Here is a 23,330-nt window from a genome sequence, read left to right on the forward strand (position 1 = left end):
CCCGCGGGGTCGGCAGGAGGCTCCCCATACGTCAAACTGGTGTTCCGTGAGCATTCATCCTCCGCCCCCCGCCCGCGTCGTGCTGCTGTGCGGCCCCTCGGGCTCGGGCAAGTCCCTCGTCGCCGCCCGTTCCGGGCTTCCCGTGCTGCGTCTCGACGACTTCTACAAGGAGGGCGACGACCCGACCCTGCCGCTCGTGGCGGGGAGTTCGGACATCGACTGGGACCACCCGCAGTCCTGGGACGCGGAGGTCGCGGTCGAGGCCATCGGCCGGCTGTGCGCGACGGGTTCGGCGGGTGTGCCGGTGTACGACATCTCGCTGAGCGCCCGCACCGGCGAGGAGACGCTGCACATCGGCCGCACCCCGCTGTTCATCGCGGAGGGCATCTTCGCCGCCGAGATCGTGGAGCGCTGCCGCGAACTGGGGCTGCTGGCCGACGCGCTGTGTCTCAGCCGGGGTCCGCTGAAGACCTTCCGGCGCCGCTTCCTGCGCGACCTCAGGGAGGGCCGCAAGTCGGTGCCGTTCCTGCTGCGCCGCGGCTGGCGGCTGATGCGCGCGGAACGCACCATCGTGGCCCGCCAGGTGTCCCTGGGCGCCCACCCGTGCGACCGGGACGAGGCGCTGAGCCGGATGGCGGCGGCCGCGGTGGGCCGGCAGAGCAGGGACCACACCCGGACCCCGGCGGCCTGACCGTTCGCAGGCGGGCGAAGGAAAGACGTGGCCCGCCAAGTGCCCCGCGGCGCATCCCTGCGACCGCGACGAGGCGCTCAGCCGGATGGCCACCGCCGCAGTGGGCCGACAGCGAGGCATGACGAAAGCGGGACTGGACGGACCCCCCGGCCCTCCAGTCCCGCTTCCCCCGTCGCTCCGCCGAACACCCCCGTGTCCCCCGTTGCGGAGCTCCCCCGTGCTTTCGAGCCCCCCCCCGGACTCGTTTCCCCCGTGGGTCCCCCCGGACCCTCCACCGGGCCCCCGTTTCCCCCGGTTTCCCCGTCGGGATCCCCCCGGATCCCCTTACCTTCAGGCGACGAGCTCCCCGAAGGCGTCCTCCTCGTCACGGCCGAAGCTGAGGACCTCGTCCTCACGCAGCCGGCGGAGCGACCGCCAGATGCTGGACTTCACCGTGCCGACACTGATGTCGAGGATCTCCGCGATCTCCGGGTCCGTGCGGCCCTCGTAGTAGCGCAGGACCAGCATGGTGCGCTGGAGCTCGGGGAGCCGGGCGAGCGCCTGCCACAGGACCGCGCGCAGCTCGGTGCCGCTCATCGCGTCCGTGTCGCCGGGCGTCTCCGGCAGTTCCTCGGTCGGGTACTCGTTGAGCTTGCGGCGCCGCCAGGCGCTGATGTGCAGGTTGGTCATGGTCCGGCGCAGGTAGCCGCCGACGGCCGCCTTGTCGCTGATCCGCTCCCACGCCCGGTACGTCGAGAACAGCGCGCTCTGCAGCAGGTCCTCGGCCTCGAAGCGGTCGCCGGTCAGGTGGTAGGCGGTCGCGTACAGGGAGGCGCGGCGCTCCTGGACGTAGGCGGTGAACTCCGCCTCCGTCAGCGAGCGGCGCTCCCCCTGGTCCTCCCCGTACGCGGCTGCGCCGGTCTCCCCCGTCCCCCCGTCGACCACCGTCATGTAGGCGGTGTGCTGCCGCCCGGTGCCGCGAGCGCACCCCCGCCCGCTCACGGCACCGGACTTCTCGGAACCCCGGTGCACGTCGTGCAGACGCGTGATCACTGCGCTGGTGCTGTGACCGATCAGCGTGTTCATCTCGCGCCCCCCGTCGTGGACTTCCGGTAGTTCGGTCTGCCCGGGCTTCCCACTTGCTCGGTTGCCCGTGCCGAGAACTCTGCCGGGCCACCTTCACGGCCGTATCCGCCGACTGTCACAGACCTGTCACAGGGGTCCGGCACGGGCGGTCCCCAGCGGGCGCACAGGAGGTGGGGCTATGCGATCCCGGCGGCTCCGAACAGCACAGGTCGTACGACAGGGCCCTCATGGGCCAGAATGAGCCCGTGCCTTCCCTGTTGCTGATCGAGGACGACGACGCCATCCGTACGGCCCTGGAGCTCTCTCTGACGCGCCAGGGACACCGGGTGGCCACCGCTGCGACCGGTGAGGACGGTCTGAAGCTGTTGCGTGAGCAGCGGCCCGATCTGATCGTCCTCGACGTCATGCTGCCCGGGATCGACGGGTTCGAGGTGTGCCGGCGCATCCGGCGCACGGACCAGTTGCCGATCATCCTGCTGACCGCGCGCAGCGACGACATCGACGTGGTGGTCGGCCTGGAGTCCGGTGCCGACGACTACGTCGTCAAGCCCGTCCAGGGCCGGGTGCTGGACGCCCGGATCCGGGCGGTGCTGCGGCGCGGGGAGCGGGAGTCCACCGACTCGGCGACGTTCGGGAACGTCGTCATCGACCGGTCGGCGATGACCGTGACGAAGAACGGCGAGGACCTCCAGCTCACCCCGACCGAGCTGCGGCTGCTCCTGGAGCTGAGCCGGCGTCCCGGTCAGGCGCTGTCCCGGCAGCAGTTGCTGCGGCTGGTCTGGGAGCACGACTACCTCGGTGACTCCCGGCTGGTGGACGCGTGCGTGCAGCGGCTGCGCGCCAAGGTGGAGGACGTGCCCTCGTCCCCGACCCTGATCCGTACCGTGCGTGGTGTCGGCTACCGCCTGGACGCCCCTCAGTGACGGACCGGCAGGAGGGTTTCCGCGGCTGGGCCGCGGATCGCAAGGGAGCCGTGTCCCGGCTGCGTTTCACCAGTCTGCGGCTGCGGCTCGTGGTCGTCTTCGGGCTCGTCGCGCTGACCGCCGCGGTGTCCGCGTCCGGCATCGCGTACTGGCTCAACCGCGAGGCCGTGCTCACCCGTACCCAGGACGCGGTGCTGCGCGACTTCCAGCAGGAGATGCAGAACCGGGCCGGCGCCCTGCCCGTCCACCCCACCCAGGACGAACTGCAGCGCACGGCCGGGCAGATGGCCAACAGCAGCCAGCGCTTCAGCGTCCTGCTGGTCGGCGACGGCGCCGACGGCAAGGTGGTGTACGGCAATTCGGGCGGGCTCAGCGGGTTCGCGCTGGACGAGGTGCCGGCGTCGCTGCGCAAGGCCGTCGACAAGCAGCAGAAGATCACCGACGCCAACAAGTCGGCGTACCACCTGTACTGGCAGCGGGTCGTCGACCACGGCACGCCGTATCTCGTCGCCGGCACGCGGCTGAGCGGCGGCGGACCGACCGGCTACATGATGAAGTCCCTCGAACCGGAGGCGAAGGACCTCAACTCCCTCGCCTGGTCGCTCGGTATCGCCACCGCGCTGGCGCTGATCGGCTCCGCGCTGCTCGCGCAGGCCGCCGCCACGACCGTGCTGAAGCCGGTGCACCGGCTGGGTGTCGCCGCGCGGCGGCTCGGCGAGGGCCGGCTGGACACCCGGCTGCGGGTCTCCGGCACCGACGAACTCGCGGACCTGTCACGGACGTTCAACGACGCCGCCGAGGCGCTGGAGAAGCGGGTCGACGACATGGCCGCCCGGGACGAGGCGTCCCGGCGGTTCGTCGCCGACATGAGCCACGAGCTGCGCACCCCGCTCACCGCGATCACCGCCGTGACGGAGATCCTGGAGGAGGAGCTGGAGGCGGAGTCCGGTTCGATCGACCCGATGATCGAGCCCGCCGTCCGGCTGGTGGTCAGCGAGACACGCCGCCTCAACGACCTCGTCGAGAACCTGATGGAGGTCACCCGCTTCGACGCCGGCACGGCCCGTCTCGTCCTCGACGACGTCGACATCGCCGACCAGATCACCGCCTGCATCGACGCCCGCGCCTGGCTGGACGCGGTGGACCTGGACGCCGAGCGCGGCATCCACGCCCGTCTCGACCCGCGCCGCCTCGACGTCATCCTCGCCAACCTGATCGGCAACGCGCTCAAGCACGGCGGCTCCCCGGTACGGGTGTCGGTGCGGATGGACCAGCAGGAGGGCGGCGAACTGGTGATCGCGGTCCGCGACCACGGTCCCGGTATCCCCGAGGACGTGCTCCCGCACGTCTTCGACCGGTTCTACAAGGCCAGCGCCTCCCGGCCGCGCTCCGAGGGCAGCGGCCTGGGCCTGTCCATCGCGACGGAGAACGCCCGTATCCACGGCGGTTCGATCACCGCCGCCAACTCCCCCGAGGGCGGCGCGGTGTTCACGCTCCGGCTGCCCCGGGACGCCTCGGCGCTGACCGAGGAGACGAAGGATGCCGGAGGCTCCGGGGAAGCCGGAAGGACCGGGGAGAAGGGCGCGTGATGCACGTACCGAGACTCCTGGGCGTCGCCGCGCTCGCGCTCGCGCTCGCCGGGTGCGGGATCCGGGCGACCGAGGTACCGACCGACTTCGGCGGGGCGCCGTCGCGGGTGCCGTGCTCGATGCCCCAGCCCGATCTGTCGGCGCAGTCCTCGCGGGGGGTGCCGGTGCAGGTGTTCCTGCTGTGCGGGGCCTCGCTGGTGACCGTCGACCGGGAGGTGCGCGTCCCCGACGGCACGGCGGACGCCAAGCGGCGGGTGATCGTCGCCCAGGGGCTGCTGGACCAGCTCGCCGAGACGCCGTCGGCCGCCGAGAAGGAGGCGGGCTACACGACGTACGTGCGCGGCGGGATGAGCGTCGGCGGGCCGCGGCGCGGGGACCCCGACGACACGCTGCGGCTGAGCACGTCGCCGCCGCAGCTGACGTCGTACGCCCTCGCCCAGATCGTGTGCACGCTGTCCGACTCGGCGGCCGCGGAGGGCGACGGGTCGGTGATCCTCGGGGGGCCGGGGCCGGAGCCGTTGCGGCGGTACGCGTGCACGGACGCGGTGCGGAACGCTCCGAGCGGGAACCGGCCGCCGTCCGGTGAGGTCGCTTCCGGGTGAGGGGGGTCGGGGCGCCCAGTGGGGTGCCACCTCGGGTTGTGGGGCGGGTGCGGGTCGCATTCGGTTGATCGCGCAGTTCCTCCCCCAGCCTTCGGCCGGGGGCACCCCCAGCGCCCCTTTCAGGGGCGCTGTCGGGGGCGCGTGTTGGCGGGCTCACGCCCCTGTCCGGAACCGTTCGGGTGCGCGCGGGCGTCTTGGGGGGCGTGCAGCGTCAAGGGTTCATCGGCGGGAGCGCCGGGATTCGGGTCCGTGCGGCGGGGGGTGTTCTCCTCGCCGCGCACCTCGCGCTCGTCGCCTGGCTGATGCTGCGCCCGCTGGACGTGCCCTGGGTGATGCCCGCCAACCTGCACCCGTTCGCCGGCATCCGGGCCGACCTGGCGCTGGGACCCCGCGAGGCGGCGCACCGCATCGGTGAGGGGCTCGCGCTGCTCGCGCCGCTGGGGGTGCTGCTGCCGATGGCGCACGGCAGGGTCCGCGTCTCCCCGCTCGGGTCCCTGGTCGGTACGGCCACCACGGCCGCCCTGCTCTCCCTGGGCATCGCCCTGTTGCAGACCGGGGTGCCCGGGCGGGTGGTGGACGTCGACTCGATCCTGCTGAACACCGTCGGGGTGGTCGTCGCGCACCTCGCGGTGGTCCCGGCGGCCCGTGCCCGGCTCCGCCGCAGGGACCGGCGGGAGCGGTCGGCCGCCGTCCTCCAGGAGGACCCGGCTCAGGGTCGTACCCCGACGATTCCCAGGGTCGGGATCGCCCCGTAGAGCGACGCTTCGACCCGGTTCGTCTCCGTACCGTGGTGGGCAGACGAGGGGCCGTACGGGTCCTCTCGCACCGGACGCTCACGAAGGAGCCGCAGATGTCCAGCCTCGCCCGCCCCACCCACGGCCGCATGATCGGCGGAGTGTGCGCCGCGCTGGCCCGGCGCTTCGGCACCTCCGCCACCACGATGCGGGTGGTTTTCCTGCTGTCCTGCCTGCTGCCCGGCCCGCAGTTCCTGCTCTACATAGCCCTGTGGATCCTCCTCCCCTCGGAGGAGAAGGCCACCGCCTGGTGATCCCCCGGGTACGACAACGCCGTCGGGGCGCTCCGGAGCGGTCCGGGGCGCCCCGACGGTGTCACCGCCCGGCCGGGGAGAGGGTCAGCCGAGCGGAATCCCGTTGACCGGCAGGCCGTGGGTGGGCAGGCCCTGCACCGGCAGTCCGCCGAGGAGGCCGGCCACCGGCTTGGTCGGGCCGCCCGCGAGGACCTGCTGGACGGCGGGCTGCACGGCGGTCAGTCCGGCACCGAGGGCACTCTGCCCCTGCGTCACGGCCTCCCCGGCACCCGGCAGCGCCTTGGAGACGTTCTCGGCCGGCAGCGTCTTGGTGACGGTGTCCAGGGCCTGGGAGGAGTCCGGGACGGCCGGGGCCGCGTTGGCCGCGCCCGCGCCGACGGCGGCGAAGGCGGCACCGAGGGCGGCGACACCGAGGGTCTTGGCAGCAGACTGCTTCATCGTCAATGCGTCCTTGGAATGCGGTGGGGATCGACAACATGTTGAGCGGTCCACGACCGTAAACATGGCGGACCGCCCACCGCAAACATCGAAATGCGGACGGCTTGTGAAAGCGCGTCCGCATTCCGCACCCCGCCCGGATGCCCCGTCAGCCCTCCGTGTCGGCAGAGCCGCTGGTGGAAGCGGTCTGCCGGAACAGCCATTCGGATTTCAGCTCTGCATATCCGGGCTTGACGACGTCATTGATCATGGCAAGGCGTTCATCGAAAGGAATGAACGCTGATTTCATCGCATTGACGGAGAACCACTGGAGGTCGTCGAGCGTGTAACCGAACGCCTCGACGAGGTGCTCGAATTCCCGGCTCATACTGGTACCGGACATGAGACGGTTGTCCGTGTTGACGGTGGCGCGGAAGTGGAGCCGGCGGAGCAGCCCGATCGGGTGGCCGGCGTAGGAGTCGGCGGCTCCGGTCTGGAGGTTGGAGCTGGGACACAGCTCCAGCGGAATCCGCTTGTCCCGGACGTAGGAGGCGAGCCGGCCGAGCCTGACCGTGCCGTCCTCGTGGACCTGGATGTCGTCGATGATCCGGACGCCGTGCCCGAGCCGGTCGGCGCCGCACCACTGCAACGCCTGCCAGATGGACGGCAGCCCGAAGGCCTCGCCGGCGTGGATGGTGAAGTGGTTGTTCTCGCGCTTGAGGTACTCGAAGGCGTCGAGGTGCCGGGTGGGCGGGTAGCCCGCCTCGGCGCCCGCGATGTCGAAGCCCACGACGCCCAGGTCCCGGTAGCGGTTGGCGAGTTCGGCGATCTCCAGGGAGCGGGCCGCGTGCCGCATGGCGGTGAGCAGGGCGCCGACCCGGATCCGCCGGCCGTTCTCCCGGGCGAGGGCCTCGCCCTGCCGGAAGCCCTCGTTGACGGCCTCGACGACGTCCTCCAGGGTCAGCCCCCGTTCCAGGTGCTGCTCGGGGGCGTAGCGCACCTCGGCATAGACGACGCCGTCCTCGGCCAGGTCCTCGGCGCACTCGCGCGCGACCCGGACCAGTGCTTCCCGGGTCTGCATCACGCCGACGGTGTGCGAGAAGGTCTCCAGGTACCGCTCCAGCGAGCCGGAGTCGGCGGCCTCCCGGAACCAGATGCCGAGCTTGTCCGGGTCGCTCTCCGGGAGGTGGGTGTACCCGGTCTCCCGGGCGAGATCGGCGACCGTGCCGGGACGCAGGCCGCCGTCGAGGTGGTCGTGCAGCAGAACCTTGGGCGCCCGGCGGATCTGGTCCGGCGTCGGGGTGTTCGCGGTGCTCTGGCTCGTCATTTCCGCACTCTAACTCCTACGCGCGTAGATCACCCGGCACTCGACTTTTTCCCTCTCCGTCGATACGCAACGGTGACCCCACGGACGGGTCAAGTCCACCGCGACTTCTGACACTGTTCTGTCATGGCACAGCAAGCGACACCGGTGCGAACGGCCAGACTGGGCAGGGTAGTCGGCCAGGAGCCGAGGGCGGTGAGCGGAGCGGTCCTGCTGCTCCCGGGCGGCGAGGAGAACTCCGCGCGCAAGCCGTCCCTCGTATGGGCGACGGCGTTCGTCCGCGCGGTCGGCCGCAGGCTCGCCCGCGACGGCCGCGACGAGGGCCTCGCCGCGCATGTCGTCCACTACCGCTACCGCGGCTGGAACGGCAGCGAGGCGCACCTGGCGTGCGATGCGAACTGGGCGGCCGACGAGGTGGTACGACGCTACGGCGACGTGCCCGTCTGCCTGCTGGGCGTCGGGATGGGCGGCCGGGCGGCGCTGCGTGCGGGGGGCCACGAGGCCGTCAACTCGGTGGTGTCCATCGCCCCTTGGCTGCCGGAGGCGGATGTGGCGGCGCCTGAGGAACCGGTTCGGCAGCTGGCGGGCCGCCGGGTGCTGATCGTGCACGGCACGAACGACGAACGGACCGATCCGGAGCTGTCGTTCCGGCTGGCGGCGCGGGCGAAGAAGGCGAACCGGGAGGTGTGCCGGTTCGAGGTGCACTCCGACGGGCACGGGTTGCATCAGCACCGGGACGAAGTGCTCGCGCTGGCCTCGGACTTCGTGATGGGGGCGTTGTACGGGTGTGCGCTGTCGCGGCCGGTGGAGGACGCGCTGGCCGCGCCGCCGCCGATCGGGTTGCGGATGCCACTTGCCGCGGGCTTCGGGCGGTCGCTCCGTAAGGGCTGATGTCCGGTTACGGGGTGCGGGTGGTGCGTGGCTGGTCGCGCAGTTCCTCCCCCAGCCTCCGGCCGGGGGGACCCCCAACGCCCCTAGGCAAGGAGACTCCCCCGCCTTGAAAGCAGGAACTTCTTGAAAGCCGCCACCGGCGGGGTGTCCGGGTGGCCCTCCAGCCAGGCCACGCCGATCTCGCGTGCCGCCCGTGGGGCCGTGACCGTCAGTTCCACGACCCCCGGGCGGGGGAAGGCGGGCGGGGGGAGCAACGCCACCCCCAACCCGGCGGCCACCAGGCCCCTCAGGGTCTCCGCCTCCTCCCCCTCGAAGGCGATACGGGGCCGGAAGCCCGCCTCCTCGCAGAGGTCGTCGGTGATGCGGCGCAGGCCGTAGCCCGGTTCCAGGGTCACGAAGGTCTCGTCGGCCGCCTCCGCCAGGCGGACGCGTCTGCGGGTGGCCAGGCGGTGGTCGGCCGGGACCACCAGCCGGAGTTTCTGTTCGTCCAGGCGGCGGGCCACCAGGTCGGGCGCGTCCGGGACCGGGGAGGTCAGGCAGAGGTCCAGCTCCCCCGCGCGGAGCTTCTCGAGCATCGCCTCGCCGTAGTTCTGGACGAGGCTGAAGCGGATCCGGGGGTGGTCGAGCCGGAACGCCTGGAGCAGGCCGGGCACCGTCTCCGCGCCCATGGTGTGCAGGAAGCCGAAGGCGACCTTGCCGGTGGTGGGGTCGGCGTCGGCACGTACCTCGTCGGCGGCGCGCCGCACCTCGGCGAGGGCACGTTCGACCGAGGTGAGGAAGGTGCGGCCGGCGGGGGTCAGGGAGACGGTGCGGCCGTGGCGGCTGAAGAGGTCGACGCCGAGGTCCTCCTCCAGGCGGGCCACCGCGCGGGAGAGGGTGGACTGGGGGACGCCGAGTTCCTGCGCGGCCCTGGTGACGTGCTCCGTGCGGGCCACTCCGGCGAAGTACGCGAGGCGGGGAGCCAGCGACATCGTCATGTCTTCTGTGTCACTGAACGGTGACAGCCGCTCCGCCGACCTGTGCTGATGCTCCATGGGAACGATTATGGCAATTCCATGCATTGGACGGATCAAGAGGGGGTCCGTACGTTCGAAGCATGTCTCCCGCCAGTACCGAGGCGTCCACCACCGTGGTCGCCGTCCCGTCCGCTCCCCCCGCCGACTCCCGGCTGACCCCGGGCGGTCCCGGCTACCGCCGGATGAGCTTCGCGCTCTTCCTCGCCGGTGTCGCGACCTTCGCCCTCCTCTACTCCACGCAGGCGCTGCTGCCCCTGATCTCCGACGGCTTCGGGGTGACCGCGAGCGACGCCAGCTGGACGGTGGCGGCGGCGACCGGCGGTCTGGCGCTGTTCGTCATCCCGATGAGCGCCCTGTCCGAGCGTTTCGGGCGCCGTACGGTCATGACGGCGTCGCTGGCGGTGGCGGTGACCGTCGGCCTGCTGGTCCCCTTCGCGCCCTCGCTGGGCGTACTGGTCGTGCTCCGCGGCGTCCAGGGCGCGGCACTGGCGGGCCTGCCGGCCTCGGCGCAGGCCTACCTGGCGGAGGAGGTCCGCCCGAAGGCCCTGGTGACGGCCATCGGCCTGTTCGTCGCGGGCAACAGCGTCGGCGGGATGAGCGGCCGGGTCATCACCGGCTGGGTGGCACAGGAGTGGGGCTGGCGGGTCGCCGTCGGCACCATCGGCGTGGTCGCCGTCGGCTGCGCGGTGGCCTTCCGGCTGCTGCTGCCCGCCCCGCGGCACTTCACGGCGGGCTCGCTGCACCCGCGCCGCCTGCTCGGCACGGTCCGCGACCACCTCGCCAACCCGCTGCTGCGCCGGCTGTACGCGATCGGCGCGCTCTTCATGACCGTCTTCGGCGGCGTCTACACGGTGATCGGCTACCGCCTGACCGAGGAGCCGTTCTCGCTCCCCCAGGGCATCATCGGCTCGATCTTCCTGGTGTACCTGGTCGGCACGGTGTCGGCGTCCGCGGCGGGCCGGCTGGTGGGCCGCCTCGGCCGCCGGGGCGCCCTCTACCTGGGCGGCGGTACGACGGCCACCGGCCTGCTGCTCTCCCTGGCCGACTCGCTCCCGCTGGTCCTGCTCGGCCTCGTCCTGATCACCGCGGGGTTCTTCGCGGGCCACGCGGTGGCCTCCTCCGCGGTCAGCAGGACGGCGACCCACGGCCGCGCCCAGGCCTCGGCCCTCTACCAGTCCGCGTACTACATCGGCTCCAGCGCGGGCAGCACGGTCGGCGCGCTGGCGTTCCACGCCCAGGGCTGGTCGGGCACGGTGAGCGTCGGCCTCCTGGCGATAGCGGGTGTGGTCACCATCACGGTCCTCGGCTCACTCGCAGCCCGCCGCAGTGTCATGGCCAACGCCCACTGAAGCGCTCCTGAAGGGGCGCTGGGGGTCCCCCCGGCCGGCGGCACCGCACCCGCCACCGCACCCCGCACCCCACCCTCCTAGGCGACCCACCCCCACCTGCACGTTCTGCGACTTCGGACGCCGTTGTCAGTCCCCTGCGCTAGCTTTCAGGTGCTGGAGCGCGAAGGCGCGTGAGAAGGCCACGTGGGGTGGGTGGACGGCATGAGCAACAGCACGGCGACCGCGGAGCTGGACGTCGCACTGGAGAAGCACCGGACCGAGCTGACCGGGTACTGCTACCGGATGCTCGGCTCCTCCTTCGAGGCCGAGGACGCCGTGCAGGACACCCTGGTGCGGGCCTGGCGGAGCTACGCCACGTTCGAGGGCCGCTCCAGCCTGCGGTCGTGGCTGTACCGGATCGCGACCAACGTCTGCCTGGACATGCTGAACGCGGGCAACAAGCGGGCCAGGCCGATGGACCTCAGCGAGTCGACGCCGCTCGCCCAGGCGGCGCTCTCCCCCCGGCCCGACAACACCTGGCTGGAGCCGGTGCCCGACGCGCGCGTGCTGCCCACCGTGGACGACCCGGCGGAGGCGGCCGTGGCCAAGGAGTCCATCCGGCTGGCCTTCATGGCCGCGCTCCAGCAGCTGCCGCCCAAGCAGCGGGCGGTGCTGATCCTGCGCGAGGTACTGGCCTGGAAGGCGAGCGAGGTCGCCGAACTGCTCGGCACCTCGGTCGCCTCGGTGAACAGCGCCCTGCAGCGCGCCCGGGCCACGCTCGCGGAGCAGCAGCAGTCGGGCGCCGCCGCCGAGGTCTCCGACCCGCTGGACGAGGAGCAGCAGAAGCTCCTGGAGCGCTACGTCGCGGCCTTCGAGGGGTACGACATGACGGCGCTGACGGCGCTCCTCCACGAGGACGCCATCATGACGATGCCGCCGTTCGACCTGTGGCTCACCGGTCACGACGACATCGCCGGTTTCATGACCACCCTCGGCTCGGCCTGCGAGGGCTCCCGGCTGTTCCCGGTCCAGGTCAACGGCCTGCCCGGGTTCGCCCAGTACAAGCCCGACCCGGACACCGGCGGCTGGACCCCGTGGTCGATCCAGGTCCTGGAGATCTCAGACGGACGGCTGACCGGGTTCCACTTCTTCCTCGACACCAAGCGCTGGTTCCCGCTCTTCGACCTCCCCCTCCAGCTGGATGCGGAGTCCGACGAACCGGAGCAGGGAGCGTAGCGCGGGGTCGGGGTCGCGCAGCCGTATCCGGCCACCGGCCCGGCGGGCGGTCAGCTCCAGCCGGGCCAGCAGGTCGACGGCCGCGAGGCCCGGCGGTCCCAGGCCGCCGACGTCGCAGACGACGATCCGGGTGCCGTCGCCCCGCAGCAGCGCCCGCAGGTCGTCGCAGAGCCCCGGCACCTCGTCCCTGGCGACGGGGCCGGCCAGCACGAGCACGGCGGGGGTCACGGCATCCACGAGCGGTAGACCGGTGAGGGCCCGGCAACTCATCGGTACGCGCGGTGCCCGCAAGGATCACAAAGTTGACCTGCACCTGACCGGCACCAGAGGGTCAGGTGTATGCCCCACAGATCCTCACCCACTCCGGCACCCACCCGCATACCCGACGGCCTTCCGCGCGCCGAGGGGGTTCCGTGCAAGGGGTGCTGAGCGGCTTCGCGGTGATCGCGATCGTGATCGCCGTCGGTTACGTCCTCGGCCGCGGCGGCCACCTCGGGGCGAACGGCCGCGAGGTCCTCACGAAGCTCGCCTTCCACGTCGCCTCCCCCGCCCTCCTGTTCACCACCCTCGCGAAGGCCGACCTGGCGGTGATCTTCTCCAGCCGCCTCCTGGTGACGGCCCTGTCCACGGCAGCGGCGGCGGGCGCGTTCGTGACGGTGGGTGTCGTACGGGGCTGGGGGGTGGGCCGTACGACGATCGGCGCGCTGTGCTCCAGCTACGTCAACTCCGGCAACCTCGGTATCCCGATCGCGGTGTACGTGCTGGGCGACGCGTCGCTGGTGGCCCCGGTGCTGCTGTTCCAGGTGGTGCTGCTCACTCCGGTCGCCCTGACGGTTCTCGACCTGTCGGGAGCGGGCGAGAAGGGCCCCTGGTGGCGTCGCCTGCTGACCCCGCTGCGCAACCCGATCGCCGTCGGCTCCCTCACCGGAGTCACGGTCTCGGGTCTCGGGATCCACGTCCCGGGCCCGGTCATGGACCCCCTGACCCTGATCGGCAACATGTCCGTCCCGGCGGTCCTGCTCGCCTTCGGCATCTCCCTGCGGGGCAGCACGCTCCCCGGCCGGGGCCGCGAACGCCACCCGGTGTTCCTGTCCGTGGCCCTGAAGTCGGTGGGCCAGCCGCTGGCCGCCTGGGCCCTGGCGTCGACCGTCTTCGACCTGCACGGCGCACCCCTGCTGGACGTGACGGTGACCTCGGCCCTACCGGCCGCACAGAACCTGTACACCTACGCCGGCACCTACCGGGTCGGCGAGGAACTGGCCCGCGACTCGATCCTGCTGTCGACGGTGCTGGCCGTGCCGGTGCTGGTGGTCGTGGCGGCGCTGCTGGGGTGACGCGCCGGTCAGTCGGCGGGGAACTCCGCGGTGTCGATCGTGAGGTCGAACGGCTCCGGCAGCTTGATGGGGTCGCCGAACTTGACCGCGCTGAGGACCCGGCAGACATCACCCTTCGGCTCACCGTAGAGCGTCGCGGTGGGGCCGCCGGGGGCCCAGCGGTCGACGAGGAGGTAGAGCGGGATGCCCGCGGTGGCGTAGGCGGCGGGCTTGCTGACGCGGTCGTGGCGGGCGTTCGACTTGGAGGTCACCTCGACGACCAACTCGGCCAGCGCGGCCGGGATGTGGGATTCCGCCTCCGCACAGTCCTGCACGGGTGCCACCACCAGGTCCGGGATGAGCATGCCCAGACGCGACGGCACCGCGATGGCGAGAGTCTGGAAGATCCCCAAATCCTCGGGAACCACGCTGTAGAGGCGGCGCTGGATGCGCGCCGCGATCACGTTGTGGCGGGAGGCAGGAGCAGGTGACACGGTGACGATCCCCTCGATGATCTCCACCTTGCTGCCCTCGGGCCATTCCATCTCCTCCCAGAACTGGACGAGTTCGTCCCAGCTCTGCTCGGGGTCGTGGCCCACGGTGAGTGCGCTCATGGCGGTCCCCTTCGGTTGCGTCACCGATCTCAGCATGCCGAACGGGACCGGCGCAGGTCCACCGATCCCGTTCACCCGATCGAGCAATCCCCTGGTCAGGCGATACGTTCCAGCACGACCGGCGACGCCGTGAAGTCCGTACCGGCCGCCTCGATGTCGTAGGAACCCTCGACCGCCTGGAGTGCGTACTCGAAGCGTTCGGGGGTGTCCGTGTGGAGGGTGAGGAGGGGCTGGCCCGCGGTGACGGTGTCGCCGGGCTTGGCGTGGAGTTCGACGCCCGCGCCCGCCTGCACCGGGTCCTCCTTGCGGGCGCGGCCCGCGCCGAGGCGCCAGGCGGCGACGCCGACGCCGTAGGCGTCGAGGCGGGTCAGGACGCCCGAGGAGGCGGCCTTCACCACGTGCTGCTCCTTCGCCACCGGCAGGACCGCGTCCGGGTCACCGCCCTGGGCCGCGATCATCCGGCGCCAGACGTCCATCGCCGAACCGTCGGCCAGCGCCTTCGCCGGGTCGGCGTCGCGGATGCCCGCCGCGTCGAGCATCTCCCGGGCCAGGGCGATCGTCAGCTCGACGACGTCGGCCGGGCCGCCGCCCGCCAGGACCTCCACCGACTCGCGGACCTCCAGGGCGTTGCCCGCGGTCAGGCCGAGCGGGGTGGACATGTCCGTGAGGAGCGCGACCGTCTTCACGCCGTGGTCGGTGCCGAGGCCCACCATGGTCGAGGCCAGCTCGCGGGCGTCCTCGACGGTCTTCATGAAGGCGCCGGTGCCGACCTTCACGTCCAGGACCAGGGAGCCGGTGCCCTCGGCGATCTTCTTCGACATGATCGAGGAGGCGATCAGCGGGATCGCCTCGACCGTGCCGGTGACGTCGCGCAGGGCGTAGAGCTTCTTGTCGGCGGGGGCCAGGCCGTCGCCCGCCGCGCAGATCACGGCGCCGGTCGTGTCCAGGACGTTCAGCATCTCCTCGTTGGAGAGCAGGGCGCGCCAGCCGGGGATCGACTCCAGCTTGTCCAGGGTGCCGCCGGTGTGGCCGAGGCCGCGGCCGGAGAGCTGCGGGACGGCCGCGCCGCAGGCGGCGACCAGGGGGGCGAGCGGCAGCGTGATCTTGTCGCCGACCCCGCCGGTGGAGTGCTTGTCGGCCGTCGGGCGGGACAGGGCGGAGAAGTCCATGCGCTCGCCGGACGCGATCATGGCGGCGGTCCAGCGGGCGATCTCACGGCGGTTCATGCCGTTGAGCAGGATGGCCATCGCGAGCGACGACATCTGCTCGTCGGCCACCTCGCCCCGCGTGTACGCGTCGATGACCCAGTCGATCTGCTCGTCGGTGAGTTCACCGCGGTCCCGCTTGGTGCGGATGACGGAGATGGCGTCCATGGCCATGACGTTCCCTTCGAAGCATTGCGAAGCGCACGGCCCCTCCGCGCGGACGGGCGGGGAGGGGCCGTACGGGATTACTTGGTGAGATGGGCCGGGCCGAAGGCCTGGGGCAGCATCTCGGAGAGGGGCAGGACGCCCTCCGGGGTGTCCAGGAGGAGGTCCGGGCCGCCGAACTCGTAGAGCAGCTGGCGGCAGCGGCCGCACGGGACGAGCAGGCCGCCCGTGCCGTCCACGCAGGTGAAGTGCGTGAGCCGGCCGCCGCCGGTGCGCTGGAGCTCGGAGACCAGTCCGCACTCGGCGCACAGGCCGAGGCCGTACGACGCGTTCTCCACGTTGCAGCCGGAGACCGTACGGCCGTCGTCCACCAGGGCCGCGACGCCGACCGGGAAGCCGGAGTACGGGGCGTAGGCGTGGGACATGGCCTCCCGTGCCTCGGCCCGCAGGGCCTCCCAGTCGAACCCGGCGCCGGGCGTCACTTGCCCTGCCCCTTCCGGTACGGCAGGCCGTCCGCCTTCGGCATCCGCAGGGACTGCGCGGACAGCGAGAGCACCAGCAGGGTGACGATGTACGGGGTCGCGGTCACGAGCTGACGCGGGACCTCGTTGGTGGAGGCGTACCAGACGAACATCAGGGCCGAGATGACGATCGTGGCGACGGCCGGGACGTACTTCTTGCGCCAGGCCAGGTAGGCCGCGCCGAACACCAGCAGGATCGCGATCAGCAGGATCAGCGCGTGGACGTTCACCGTGCCGCCACGCAGGTTGAGGCTGTCGGTGTAGCCGAACAGGCCCGCGCCGAGGGCGAGGCCGCCCGGCATCCAGTTGCCGAAGATCATCGCGGCGAGACCGATGTAGCCGCGGCCGGCCGTCTGGCCGTCCAGGTAGACGTTGGAGGCGACGATGGAGAGGAACGCGCCGCCCAGGCCCGCGAAGCCGCCGCTGATGATCACGGCGATGTACTTGTACTTGTAGACGTTGACGCCGAGGGACTCGGCCGCGACCGGGTTCTCGCCGCAGGAGCGCAGCCGCAGGCCGAAGGCCGTGCGCCACAGGACCCACCACGTGATCGGGACCAGGGCGACCGCGACGACGGTCAGCGGGGAGAGGTCGGTCAGCAGACCGCCGATCAGGCCGGCGACGTCCGAGATCAGGAACCAGTGCTTCCCGTTGAGCGTGTCCAGCCAGTCGGACAGGCCGGGGACGCTGAAGGTGCCCAGTGAGTCGATCGGCGGGGACTGCTTGGAGGAGCCGCCGGGGGCGTTCTCGAAGGTGAACTTGGAGAGGTAGCGGGTGGCGCCCAGGGCGAGGATGTTCAGGGCCACACCGGAGACGATGTGGTTGACGTTGAAGGAGACGGTGGCGACGGCGTGCAGCAGGGCGCCGAGCGCGCCGCCGAGGATGCCGAAGAGCACGCCGACCCAGGGGCCCCACTGGTAGCCGGCCCAGGCGCCGAACCAGGTGCCGAGGATCATCATGCCTTCGAGGCCGATGTTGACGACGCCCGCGCGCTCGGCCCACAGGCCGCCGAGACCGGCGAGGCCGATCGGGACGGCGAGGCGCAGCGCGGTGGACATCTGGCCGGTCGAGGTGATGCCCTCGGCGCCGGTGATGATGCGCACGGCCGAGGTGAGGACCAGGACTCCCGCGATGACCAGCAGGAGTACCGGGAGCGACATTCGGCGGCCGCCCTTGCCGGGCTGGGTCGCCTGCGGCTTGGCGATGGTCGCGGTGGACATCAGGCCGCCACCTCCTTCTTGGTGTTCTGGGCGGCGGCCGCGGCGAGCTCCGCGCCGACCTGGCGCTGCTGGCGGCGCAGGCCCCACTGGCGTACGGCTTCGTAGGAGATGACGACGGAGAAGACGATCAGGCCCTGCATGATCGTGGCGATCTCCTTCTCGTACGCCACCGGGGTGGCGTAGTCGAGGGCGGGCGAGGCCTTGTCGAGGAAGGCCCACAGGAGGGCGGCGAAGGCGATGCCGCCGGGGTTGTTGCGGCCGAGCAGGGCGATGCCGATGGCGGTGAAGCCGAGGCCGGCCGGGAAGTCCAGGCTGTAGGTGTGGGAGTCGCCGAGCAGCAGCGGGAGGCCCGCGAGGCCGGAGACGGCACCGGAGATCAGCATGGAGATCAGGACCATGCGCTTGGCGTCGACGCCGGAGGCCGCGGCCGCCGACTCGGAGGCACCGGTGGCGCGCAGGTCGAAGCCGAAGCGGGTGCGGTTGAGGACCACCCAGTAGGCGACGCCGAGGGCGATGGCGACGAAGACCATGCCGTAGATCTCGCCGACGTCGGAGCCCAGGTTGATGCCGGGGAACCACCCGGACTTCTTCATCACGCCGGTCGTCATATTGTTGCCGACCTGGACGCCCCACACGTTCGAGAGGGTGACGTAGCCGATGAGGCTGGTGGCGATGGCGTTCAGCATGATCGTGGCGACGACCTCGCTGACCCCTCGGGTGACCTTGAGGACACCCGCGATGCCGGCCCAGAAGGCGCCGGTGAACATGGCGACCAGGAGCAGCATCGGGATCTGCAGGAAGGCGGGCAGGCCGATGTTGGCGCCGACCACGGCCGTCATCACGGCGGCGAGCCGGTACTGGCCGTCGACGCCGATGTTGAACAGGTTCATGCGGAAGCCGAGGGCGACCGCGATGGCCGCGATGTAGTACATCGCCGCCTGGTTGACGATCAGGACCTGGATGTCCGAGTACGGCAGCTGCTGGAGCATCAGCACGTACGGCTCGAACGGGTTGCGGTTCGAGGCCAGCAGCACGATCGACGTCAGCGCGATCGCCAGGACGAGCGCGATGACCGGGCCGGCCAGCGCGAGGAGCACCCGCTCCTTGTCGAACTTCTTCATCGGTCCTGGTCCTCCCCGGACACATCGTCGGAGTCGTGATGCTCCAGGTGGCCGGTGGCGGCACCTGTCATGGCCGAGCCCAGTTCCTCGGGCGTGATGGTGGCCGGGTCGGCGTCCGCGACCAGCTTTCCGTCGTAGATCACCCGCAGGGTGTCCGACAGGCCGATCAGCTCGTCGAGGTCGGCGGAGATCAGCAGCACGGCCAGGCCCTCGCGGCGGGCGTCGCGGATGCGGTCCCAGATCTGCGCCTGGGCGCCGACGTCCACACCGCGGGTGGGGTGGGCGGCGATCAGGAACTTCGGGCGGTGGCTCATCTCGCGGCCGACGATCAGCTTCTGCTGGTTGCCGCCGGAGAGGGAGGCGGCGGTGACGTCGATGCCGGGGGTGCGGACGTCGTACTCCTCGACGATCCGGCGGGTGTCCGCCTGGGCGCCCTTGATGTCCAGCCAGAAGCCCCTCGCGTTGGGCTTCTCGGTGACGTGGCCGAGGATGCGGTTCTCCCAGAGCGGGGACTCCAGGAGCAGGCCCTGGCGGTGCCGGTCCTCGGGGATGTAGCCGACGCCGGACTCGCGGCGCTTGCGGGTGGCCCAGCCGGTGATGTCCTCGCCGAGGAACTCGATCGCGCCGGAGTCGGCGTGCCGGGTGCCGATGAGCGCGTCGATCAGCTCGGTCTGGCCGTTGCCCTCGACGCCGGCGATGCCCATGACCTCGCCGGCGTGGATGGTGAAGGTGACGTCGTCGAGGACACGCTTGGCGCCGTCGCCGGGCTCCGCGATCAACACGCCGGTGCCGCCGCTGGCCGCGGGGGCGGGCTCCGCCTCGGGACCGAGGGAGGCGCCGGCGGCGTAGACGGTGAGGTTCCGCACGGTGATGACGGCCTGGTCGGTGACCGTGGACTCGGCGGTCTCCGGGGTGGGCAGCTCGCTGCCGACCATCAGCTCGGCGAGCTGGCGGGGGGTGGTCTCGGAGGGGATCGCGGTGCCGACGGTCGTACCGCGCCGGATGACGGTGATGTCGTCGGCGACGGACAGCACCTCGCCCAGTTTGTGGGAGATGAAGATGACCGAGAGGCCCTCGGACTTCAGCTCGCGCAGGTTGTCGAAGAGCGCGTCGACCTCCTGCGGGACCAGGACGGCGGTGGGCTCGTCGAGGATCAGGGTCTTGGCGCCGCGGTAGAGGACCTTGAGGATCTCCACGCGCTGCCGGTCGGCGACGCCGAGGTCCTCGACCAGGGCGTCCGGGCGGATACCGAGGCCGTAGCGGTCGGAGATCTCGCGGATCTTCTTCTTGGCGTTGCCGCCGATGCCGTACAGCTTCTCGCTGCCGAGCACCACGTTCTCCAGCACGGTCAGGTTGTCGGCCAGCATGAAGTGCTGGTGGACCATGCCGATGCCGCGCGCGATGGCGTCGGCCGGGGACGAGAAGGTGACCTGCTCGCCGTCGATCGCGATGGTGCCCTCGTCCGGCTTCTGCATGCCGTAGAGGATCTTCATCAGGGTCGACTTGCCGGCGCCGTTCTCCCCGACGAGGGCGTGGACGGTGCCCTTGCGGACGGACAGGTGGATGTCGTGGTTGGCTACGACACCCGGGAATCGCTTGGTGATCCCCGCCAGCTCGACCGCGGCTGTCGTCTCTGCGGTGAGCGGAGGGCTGCTGGACGCGTCGATGGCGCACTCTCCTCGGGAAAGGGGCCGCTCTACGCGCGTAGCGCCCCTGCTTTAAATAGTGCCCGGACCTGACCGAGCTTTTTCGACTCTCGATCCGTTCCGAGCATTCTGCCGCGCGAACGGGGGGTGGCTCTGCCGTTGGACCGCGAGGAGTCCGCAAGGGTCTCCCCGCCGGGCGCCCGGGTTCGCCGTCGGCTCTCGGGCTCGCGCCCGTGATCCCCGGCCGATGAACCAGGCCCGCGCCCAGGTCCCCGATCGATCGCCCGAGCCCACGCTCGGGATCCTCGCCCGATGGTCCCTGGGTCACCCAAGGATCTTCGGTCGTCGGCTCCCGGGCCGGTGCTCGGACTCTCGTGCGGATCGCTCAGGTCCTCAGCAGAGGCGCGGGAAGTCATCCTTCCCGCACCCCGTTCCGTGGCCGTAACGCTGCCATTACAGCGTTCTTTTGGCCATGCCTACGACATGGTCATGACCGTCGGGTCAGGAGGTCTTGACCACGATGGAGCCGTTCTTGATGCCGGCCTCGGCCTTCTTGAGCGCGGCCTGCAGGGTGGCGTTGTTCTTGAAGGCGGGGTTGGAGTCGGCCAGGCCGACGGCACCGTTGCTCAGGGAGCCGCGGATCTCGCCGGACAGCGGCTTCTTGTCCTTGATGACGGACTTGGCCAGGTCGTAGACCGCACCCTCGACGTTCTTGAGGGCCGAGGTCAGGATGTAGTTCTTGTACTTCGACAGGGCGGCCTGGTTGTACTGGTCGGAGTCGACACCGATCGCCCACACCTTGTGCGCGGCGGCGGCCTTGATGACGCCCTGGCCGGAGAGACCGGCGGCGGCGTAGACCACGTCGGCGCCGGCGCCGATCTGGCCCTCGGCGGCGGCCTCGCCCTTGTCGGGGCTGGAGAAGCCGCCCTCCTGGGCCGTCTGGGTCAGGTACTGGGCCTTGACCGTGACGTTCTTCTTGGTGTCCTTGACGCCCTGCTCGAAGCCCGCCTCGAACTTGTGGATCAGCGGGACGTCCACGCCGCCGATGAAGCCGACGGTGTTCGACTTGGTGGACAGCGCGGCGGTGACGCCGGCCAGGTACGAGGACTGCTCCTCGTGGAAGACCATGTCCGCGATGTTGCCGGCCTGGTCCTGGTTGTCGTCGATGATGCCGAAGGTGACCTTCGGGAACTTCGCGGCGGCCTCCTTGACGGCGGGCGCGTAGGCGAAGCCGACGCCGATGACCGGGTTGTACCCGGACTTGGCGAGGGTCTCCAGGCGCTGCACCTTGTCCGCGTCCGACTCGCCGTCCTGCGGCTCGATGTCCCGGCCGGCGACGCCGAACTCCTTGTCGGCCTTCTGGAAACCGGCGTAGGCGGCGTCGTTGAAGGACTGGTCGCCCTTGCCGCCGACGTCGTACGCGAGACCGACGCCCTTGGACGCGCCACCCTTCCCGGTGGACGAGCTGGACGAACTGCCGCACGCTGAAACGGTGACGGCGAGGGCTGCGGTTGCAACGCCCGCAACCGCGATACGGGACACCCGGCGCATGGAACTTGACTCCTTTGTGCAAGCGCCCAAACCAGGCGCTGGTTCCGCCGCAGCGTAACGCGCGTAGACCAGACGGAAAACCCCCAATGTCCGGTCCGTTATCTAGCTGTGGCCACCGTCACGGCCCACCGTCACGGACAGCAGTACGCCCCTTGCAGGAGGCAAGGGGCGTACTGCTGCGACCTATGTGCGGCGTCACTTCGTGTTGACGGTCACCTTGCCGTCGATGATGTCCTGCTTGGCCTTGTCGACGGCCGCGACGACCTTGGTCAGGGCCTTGTACTTCGGGTTGGTGTCGGCGAAGCCGACGCCGCCGGTCTTGAGGGTGCCCTCGACCACGCCGGTCTCCGGCTTGCCCTGGTAGACGGACTTCACGAGGTCGTACACGGCGCCGCCGACGTTCTTCAGGGCGGAGCCCAGGATGTAGTCCTTGTACTTGGCGAGCGCGGACTGCTGGTACTGGTCGGAGTCGACGCCGATCGCCCAGATCTTGGCGGTGGCGGCGGCCTCGATCACACCCTGGCCGGAGAGCCCGGCCGCGTGGTAGATGACGTCGGCGCCGGCGTCGATCTGGCCCTGCGCGGCGGCCTTGCCCTTGTCGGGGCTGGAGAAGCCGCCCTCCTGGGCCGTCTGGGTCAGGTACTGCGACTCGATCTTGATCTTCGGGTTGACCGACTTGGCGCCCTGGTCGAAGCCCGCCTCGAAGGTGTGGATGAGCGGGACGTCGACGCCGCCGATGAAGCCGATGTGGTCCTTCTTGGTGGCGGAGGCCGCCGCCACACCCGCCAGGTACGACGACTGCTCGGCCGCGAAGACCATGTCGACGACGTTCTTCGCCGTCACCTCGTTGTCGTCGATGATGCCGAAGGTGATCTTGGGGTACTTGGCCGCGACTTCCTTGACGGCGGGCGCGTAGGAGTAGCCGACCCCGATGATCGGGTTGTAACCGGCCCTGGCCAGCGTGTCGAGGCGCTGCACCTTGTCGGCGTCGGACTCGCCGTCCTGCGGCTCGATGTCCCGGCCGCTGATGCCGAACTCCTTCTCGGCCTTCTGGAAACCGGCGTAGGCGGCGTCGTTGAAGGACTGGTCGCCCTTGCCGCCGATGTCGTAGGCGAGGCCTATGCCCTTGCCGTTGTACTTTCCGGACGAGCTGGTGGTGGAACCACCGGTGTCCTGGCTGGACTTACCGCACCCGGCGGCCGCGAGGGCGATGACGGCTACGGTCACCGCGGCTTTGGAGAACCTCGTCCTCCGAGAGACAGAACGCACAGCACGTACTCCTTCGTCCCCACGGCACCGTCACCGGCCCGTTGCTCAACCGGCCACCCGCGGTGGCGATTTCGGCGCACAGTAACGCGCGTAGAAGGGAAGGGGAACGGGGTTTCTCCGGGCCGTTATCGAACCGTGCCGACTCCGGGTTACAAGTGAAGATCGCCGGTTACGACGGGGTGACACAAGAGGGCGAAGGGTTCTTGTCGGACACCTCACGCCCCACGGCGGACCGGGGGCTGGGGGGACCGGACGGAGGCCGGAGGAACGGACGGCCGGGGGCCAGGCGGTCGGTCGACGGGCGGCCGGCCAGCGGCGGGCGGGCACTCAGGCCGGGGGCCGCCGGGCCCGCCGGGCGATCGGCGGCCGGACCGGTGCCCGGACGCATACCGGACCGGCGGGCGGACGGCCGGGCCTGCGGCCATACCGGCAGCGAGCACGCGGGCCCCAGGCAGCCCGGGTGGACACCCAGGCCGGAGGCCGCCGGGCCCGCCGGGCGATCGGCGGCCGGACCGGTGCCCGGACGCATACCGGACCGGCGGGCGGACGGCCGGGCCTGCGGCCATACCGGCAGC

General features: G+C 71.1%; 23 protein-coding genes. 10 read left to right on the forward strand and 13 right to left on the reverse strand.

Translation table 11 applies throughout. The features are described from left to right. The first annotated feature begins 46 nt into the window (after nt 1-46). A complete protein-coding gene (locus ACZ3KP_RS10125; RefSeq protein WP_358978667.1) occupies nt 47-691 on the forward strand; it encodes a uridine kinase family protein in 645 nt (214 codons plus the stop codon). A 330-nt stretch (nt 692-1,021) separates the two neighbouring features. Here the strand turns inward: ACZ3KP_RS10125 and ACZ3KP_RS10130 are convergent, their stop codons facing one another. Beyond that, nucleotides 1,022-1,756, reverse strand: a complete 735-nt coding sequence (locus ACZ3KP_RS10130) for a SigE family RNA polymerase sigma factor (RefSeq protein ID WP_132891284.1) — start codon at nt 1,754-1,756, stop codon at nt 1,022-1,024. 245 nt (nt 1,757-2,001) lie between these two features. Between ACZ3KP_RS10130 and afsQ1 the strand changes: the two genes are divergently transcribed. The 5 genes from afsQ1 (at nt 2,002) to ACZ3KP_RS10155 (ending at nt 5,918) form a co-directional block, all read left to right on the forward strand. Next, nucleotides 2,002-2,679 (forward strand): two-component system response regulator AfsQ1, encoded by a 678-nt coding sequence (gene afsQ1 / locus ACZ3KP_RS10135; protein ID WP_177232965.1) that lies wholly within the window; start codon nt 2,002-2,004, stop codon nt 2,677-2,679. After that, the gene (locus tag ACZ3KP_RS10140) at nt 2,676-4,268 is read left to right on the forward strand and encodes an ATP-binding protein (RefSeq protein ID WP_467497982.1); all 1,593 of its coding nucleotides are present in this window, start codon (nt 2,676-2,678) and stop codon (nt 4,266-4,268) included. Before afsQ1 ends, ACZ3KP_RS10140 begins: the two co-directional genes overlap by 4 nt. Beyond that, on the forward strand, nt 4,268-4,870 hold the full coding sequence (locus ACZ3KP_RS10145) for a hypothetical protein (RefSeq protein WP_358978671.1): 603 nt from the start codon (nt 4,268-4,270) through the stop codon (nt 4,868-4,870). The genes ACZ3KP_RS10140 and ACZ3KP_RS10145 overlap by 1 nt, the downstream gene beginning before the upstream one ends. A gap of 203 nt (nt 4,871-5,073) precedes the next feature. After that, nucleotides 5,074-5,625 (forward strand): VanZ family protein, encoded by a 552-nt coding sequence (locus ACZ3KP_RS10150; protein WP_358978673.1) that lies wholly within the window; start codon nt 5,074-5,076, stop codon nt 5,623-5,625. Nucleotides 5,626-5,720: 95 nt separating this feature from the next. Beyond that, entirely contained in the window at nt 5,721-5,918 is a 198-nt protein-coding gene (locus ACZ3KP_RS10155) for a PspC domain-containing protein (protein WP_132891288.1), read from the forward strand. Between the two features lie 84 nt (nt 5,919-6,002). On the opposite strand, the gene ACZ3KP_RS10160 is transcribed toward ACZ3KP_RS10155, so the two are convergent. After that, nucleotides 6,003-6,356 (reverse strand): ATP-binding protein, encoded by a 354-nt coding sequence (locus tag ACZ3KP_RS10160; protein ID WP_358978675.1) that lies wholly within the window; start codon nt 6,354-6,356, stop codon nt 6,003-6,005. Nucleotides 6,357-6,504: 148 nt separating this feature from the next. Beyond that, nucleotides 6,505-7,662, reverse strand: a complete 1,158-nt coding sequence (locus ACZ3KP_RS10165) for an adenosine deaminase (RefSeq protein ID WP_467497985.1) — start codon at nt 7,660-7,662, stop codon at nt 6,505-6,507. A 123-nt stretch (nt 7,663-7,785) separates the two neighbouring features. On the opposite strand from ACZ3KP_RS10165, the gene ACZ3KP_RS10170 reads away from it, so the two are divergent. Continuing rightward, complete coding sequence (locus ACZ3KP_RS10170; RefSeq protein ID WP_467497987.1) at nt 7,786-8,550, forward strand: prolyl oligopeptidase family serine peptidase; 765 nt, start codon at nt 7,786-7,788, stop codon at nt 8,548-8,550. 83 nt (nt 8,551-8,633) lie between these two features. Here the strand turns inward: ACZ3KP_RS10170 and ACZ3KP_RS10175 are convergent, their stop codons facing one another. Next, nucleotides 8,634-9,584, reverse strand: a complete 951-nt coding sequence (locus tag ACZ3KP_RS10175) for a LysR family transcriptional regulator (protein ID WP_467497989.1) — start codon at nt 9,582-9,584, stop codon at nt 8,634-8,636. A 62-nt stretch (nt 9,585-9,646) separates the two neighbouring features. Between ACZ3KP_RS10175 and ACZ3KP_RS10180 the strand changes: the two genes are divergently transcribed. Next, nucleotides 9,647-10,915: an MFS transporter gene (locus tag ACZ3KP_RS10180; protein ID WP_467497991.1), complete on the forward strand. Its 1,269-nt coding sequence runs from the start codon at nt 9,647-9,649 to the stop codon at nt 10,913-10,915. A 201-nt stretch (nt 10,916-11,116) separates the two neighbouring features. Then, nucleotides 11,117-12,130, forward strand: coding sequence for a sigma-70 family RNA polymerase sigma factor (locus ACZ3KP_RS10185; RefSeq protein WP_467497993.1), 1,014 nt, complete (start codon nt 11,117-11,119; stop codon nt 12,128-12,130). Here ACZ3KP_RS10185 and ACZ3KP_RS10190 read toward each other — a convergent pair. After that, nucleotides 12,014-12,400, reverse strand: a complete 387-nt coding sequence (locus ACZ3KP_RS10190; RefSeq protein ID WP_467497995.1) for an STAS domain-containing protein — start codon at nt 12,398-12,400, stop codon at nt 12,014-12,016. The genes ACZ3KP_RS10185 and ACZ3KP_RS10190 overlap by 117 nt on opposite strands. A 143-nt stretch (nt 12,401-12,543) precedes the next feature. On the opposite strand from ACZ3KP_RS10190, the gene ACZ3KP_RS10195 reads away from it, so the two are divergent. Continuing rightward, entirely contained in the window at nt 12,544-13,464 is a 921-nt protein-coding gene (locus ACZ3KP_RS10195) for an AEC family transporter (RefSeq protein ID WP_467497997.1), read from the forward strand. Between the two features lie 8 nt (nt 13,465-13,472). Here ACZ3KP_RS10195 and ACZ3KP_RS10200 read toward each other — a convergent pair whose 3' ends face one another. The 8 genes from ACZ3KP_RS10200 to ACZ3KP_RS10235 all read right to left on the reverse strand — a co-directional run bounded on the left by ACZ3KP_RS10200 (nt 13,473) and on the right by ACZ3KP_RS10235 (nt 22,713). Then, entirely contained in the window at nt 13,473-14,057 is a 585-nt protein-coding gene (locus ACZ3KP_RS10200) for a Uma2 family endonuclease (protein ID WP_467497999.1), read from the reverse strand. A gap of 95 nt (nt 14,058-14,152) precedes the next feature. Further along, entirely contained in the window at nt 14,153-15,436 is a 1,284-nt protein-coding gene (locus ACZ3KP_RS10205) for a thymidine phosphorylase (RefSeq protein WP_360563820.1), read from the reverse strand. Between the two features lie 71 nt (nt 15,437-15,507). Next, nucleotides 15,508-15,909, reverse strand: coding sequence for a cytidine deaminase (locus ACZ3KP_RS10210; RefSeq protein ID WP_358978691.1), 402 nt, complete (start codon nt 15,907-15,909; stop codon nt 15,508-15,510). Next, nucleotides 15,906-17,168: an ABC transporter permease gene (locus ACZ3KP_RS10215; RefSeq protein WP_358978693.1), complete on the reverse strand. Its 1,263-nt coding sequence runs from the start codon at nt 17,166-17,168 to the stop codon at nt 15,906-15,908. The genes ACZ3KP_RS10210 and ACZ3KP_RS10215 overlap by 4 nt, the downstream gene beginning before the upstream one ends. Further along, the gene (locus tag ACZ3KP_RS10220) at nt 17,168-18,289 is read right to left on the reverse strand and encodes an ABC transporter permease (RefSeq protein ID WP_358978695.1); all 1,122 of its coding nucleotides are present in this window, start codon (nt 18,287-18,289) and stop codon (nt 17,168-17,170) included. The genes ACZ3KP_RS10215 and ACZ3KP_RS10220 overlap by 1 nt, the downstream gene beginning before the upstream one ends. Further along, the gene (locus tag ACZ3KP_RS10225) at nt 18,286-19,956 is read right to left on the reverse strand and encodes an ABC transporter ATP-binding protein (RefSeq protein WP_132891301.1); all 1,671 of its coding nucleotides are present in this window, start codon (nt 19,954-19,956) and stop codon (nt 18,286-18,288) included. Before ACZ3KP_RS10225 ends, ACZ3KP_RS10220 begins: the two co-directional genes overlap by 4 nt. A gap of 480 nt (nt 19,957-20,436) precedes the next feature. Continuing rightward, nucleotides 20,437-21,486 (reverse strand): BMP family lipoprotein, encoded by a 1,050-nt coding sequence (locus ACZ3KP_RS10230; protein ID WP_467498002.1) that lies wholly within the window; start codon nt 21,484-21,486, stop codon nt 20,437-20,439. Nucleotides 21,487-21,681: 195 nt separating this feature from the next. Continuing rightward, the gene (locus ACZ3KP_RS10235; RefSeq protein ID WP_467498004.1) at nt 21,682-22,713 is read right to left on the reverse strand and encodes a BMP family lipoprotein; all 1,032 of its coding nucleotides are present in this window, start codon (nt 22,711-22,713) and stop codon (nt 21,682-21,684) included. Nucleotides 22,714-23,330: the final 617 nt, after the last annotated feature.

It is taken from the genome of Streptomyces sp. NPDC020958, from assembly GCF_055562175.1.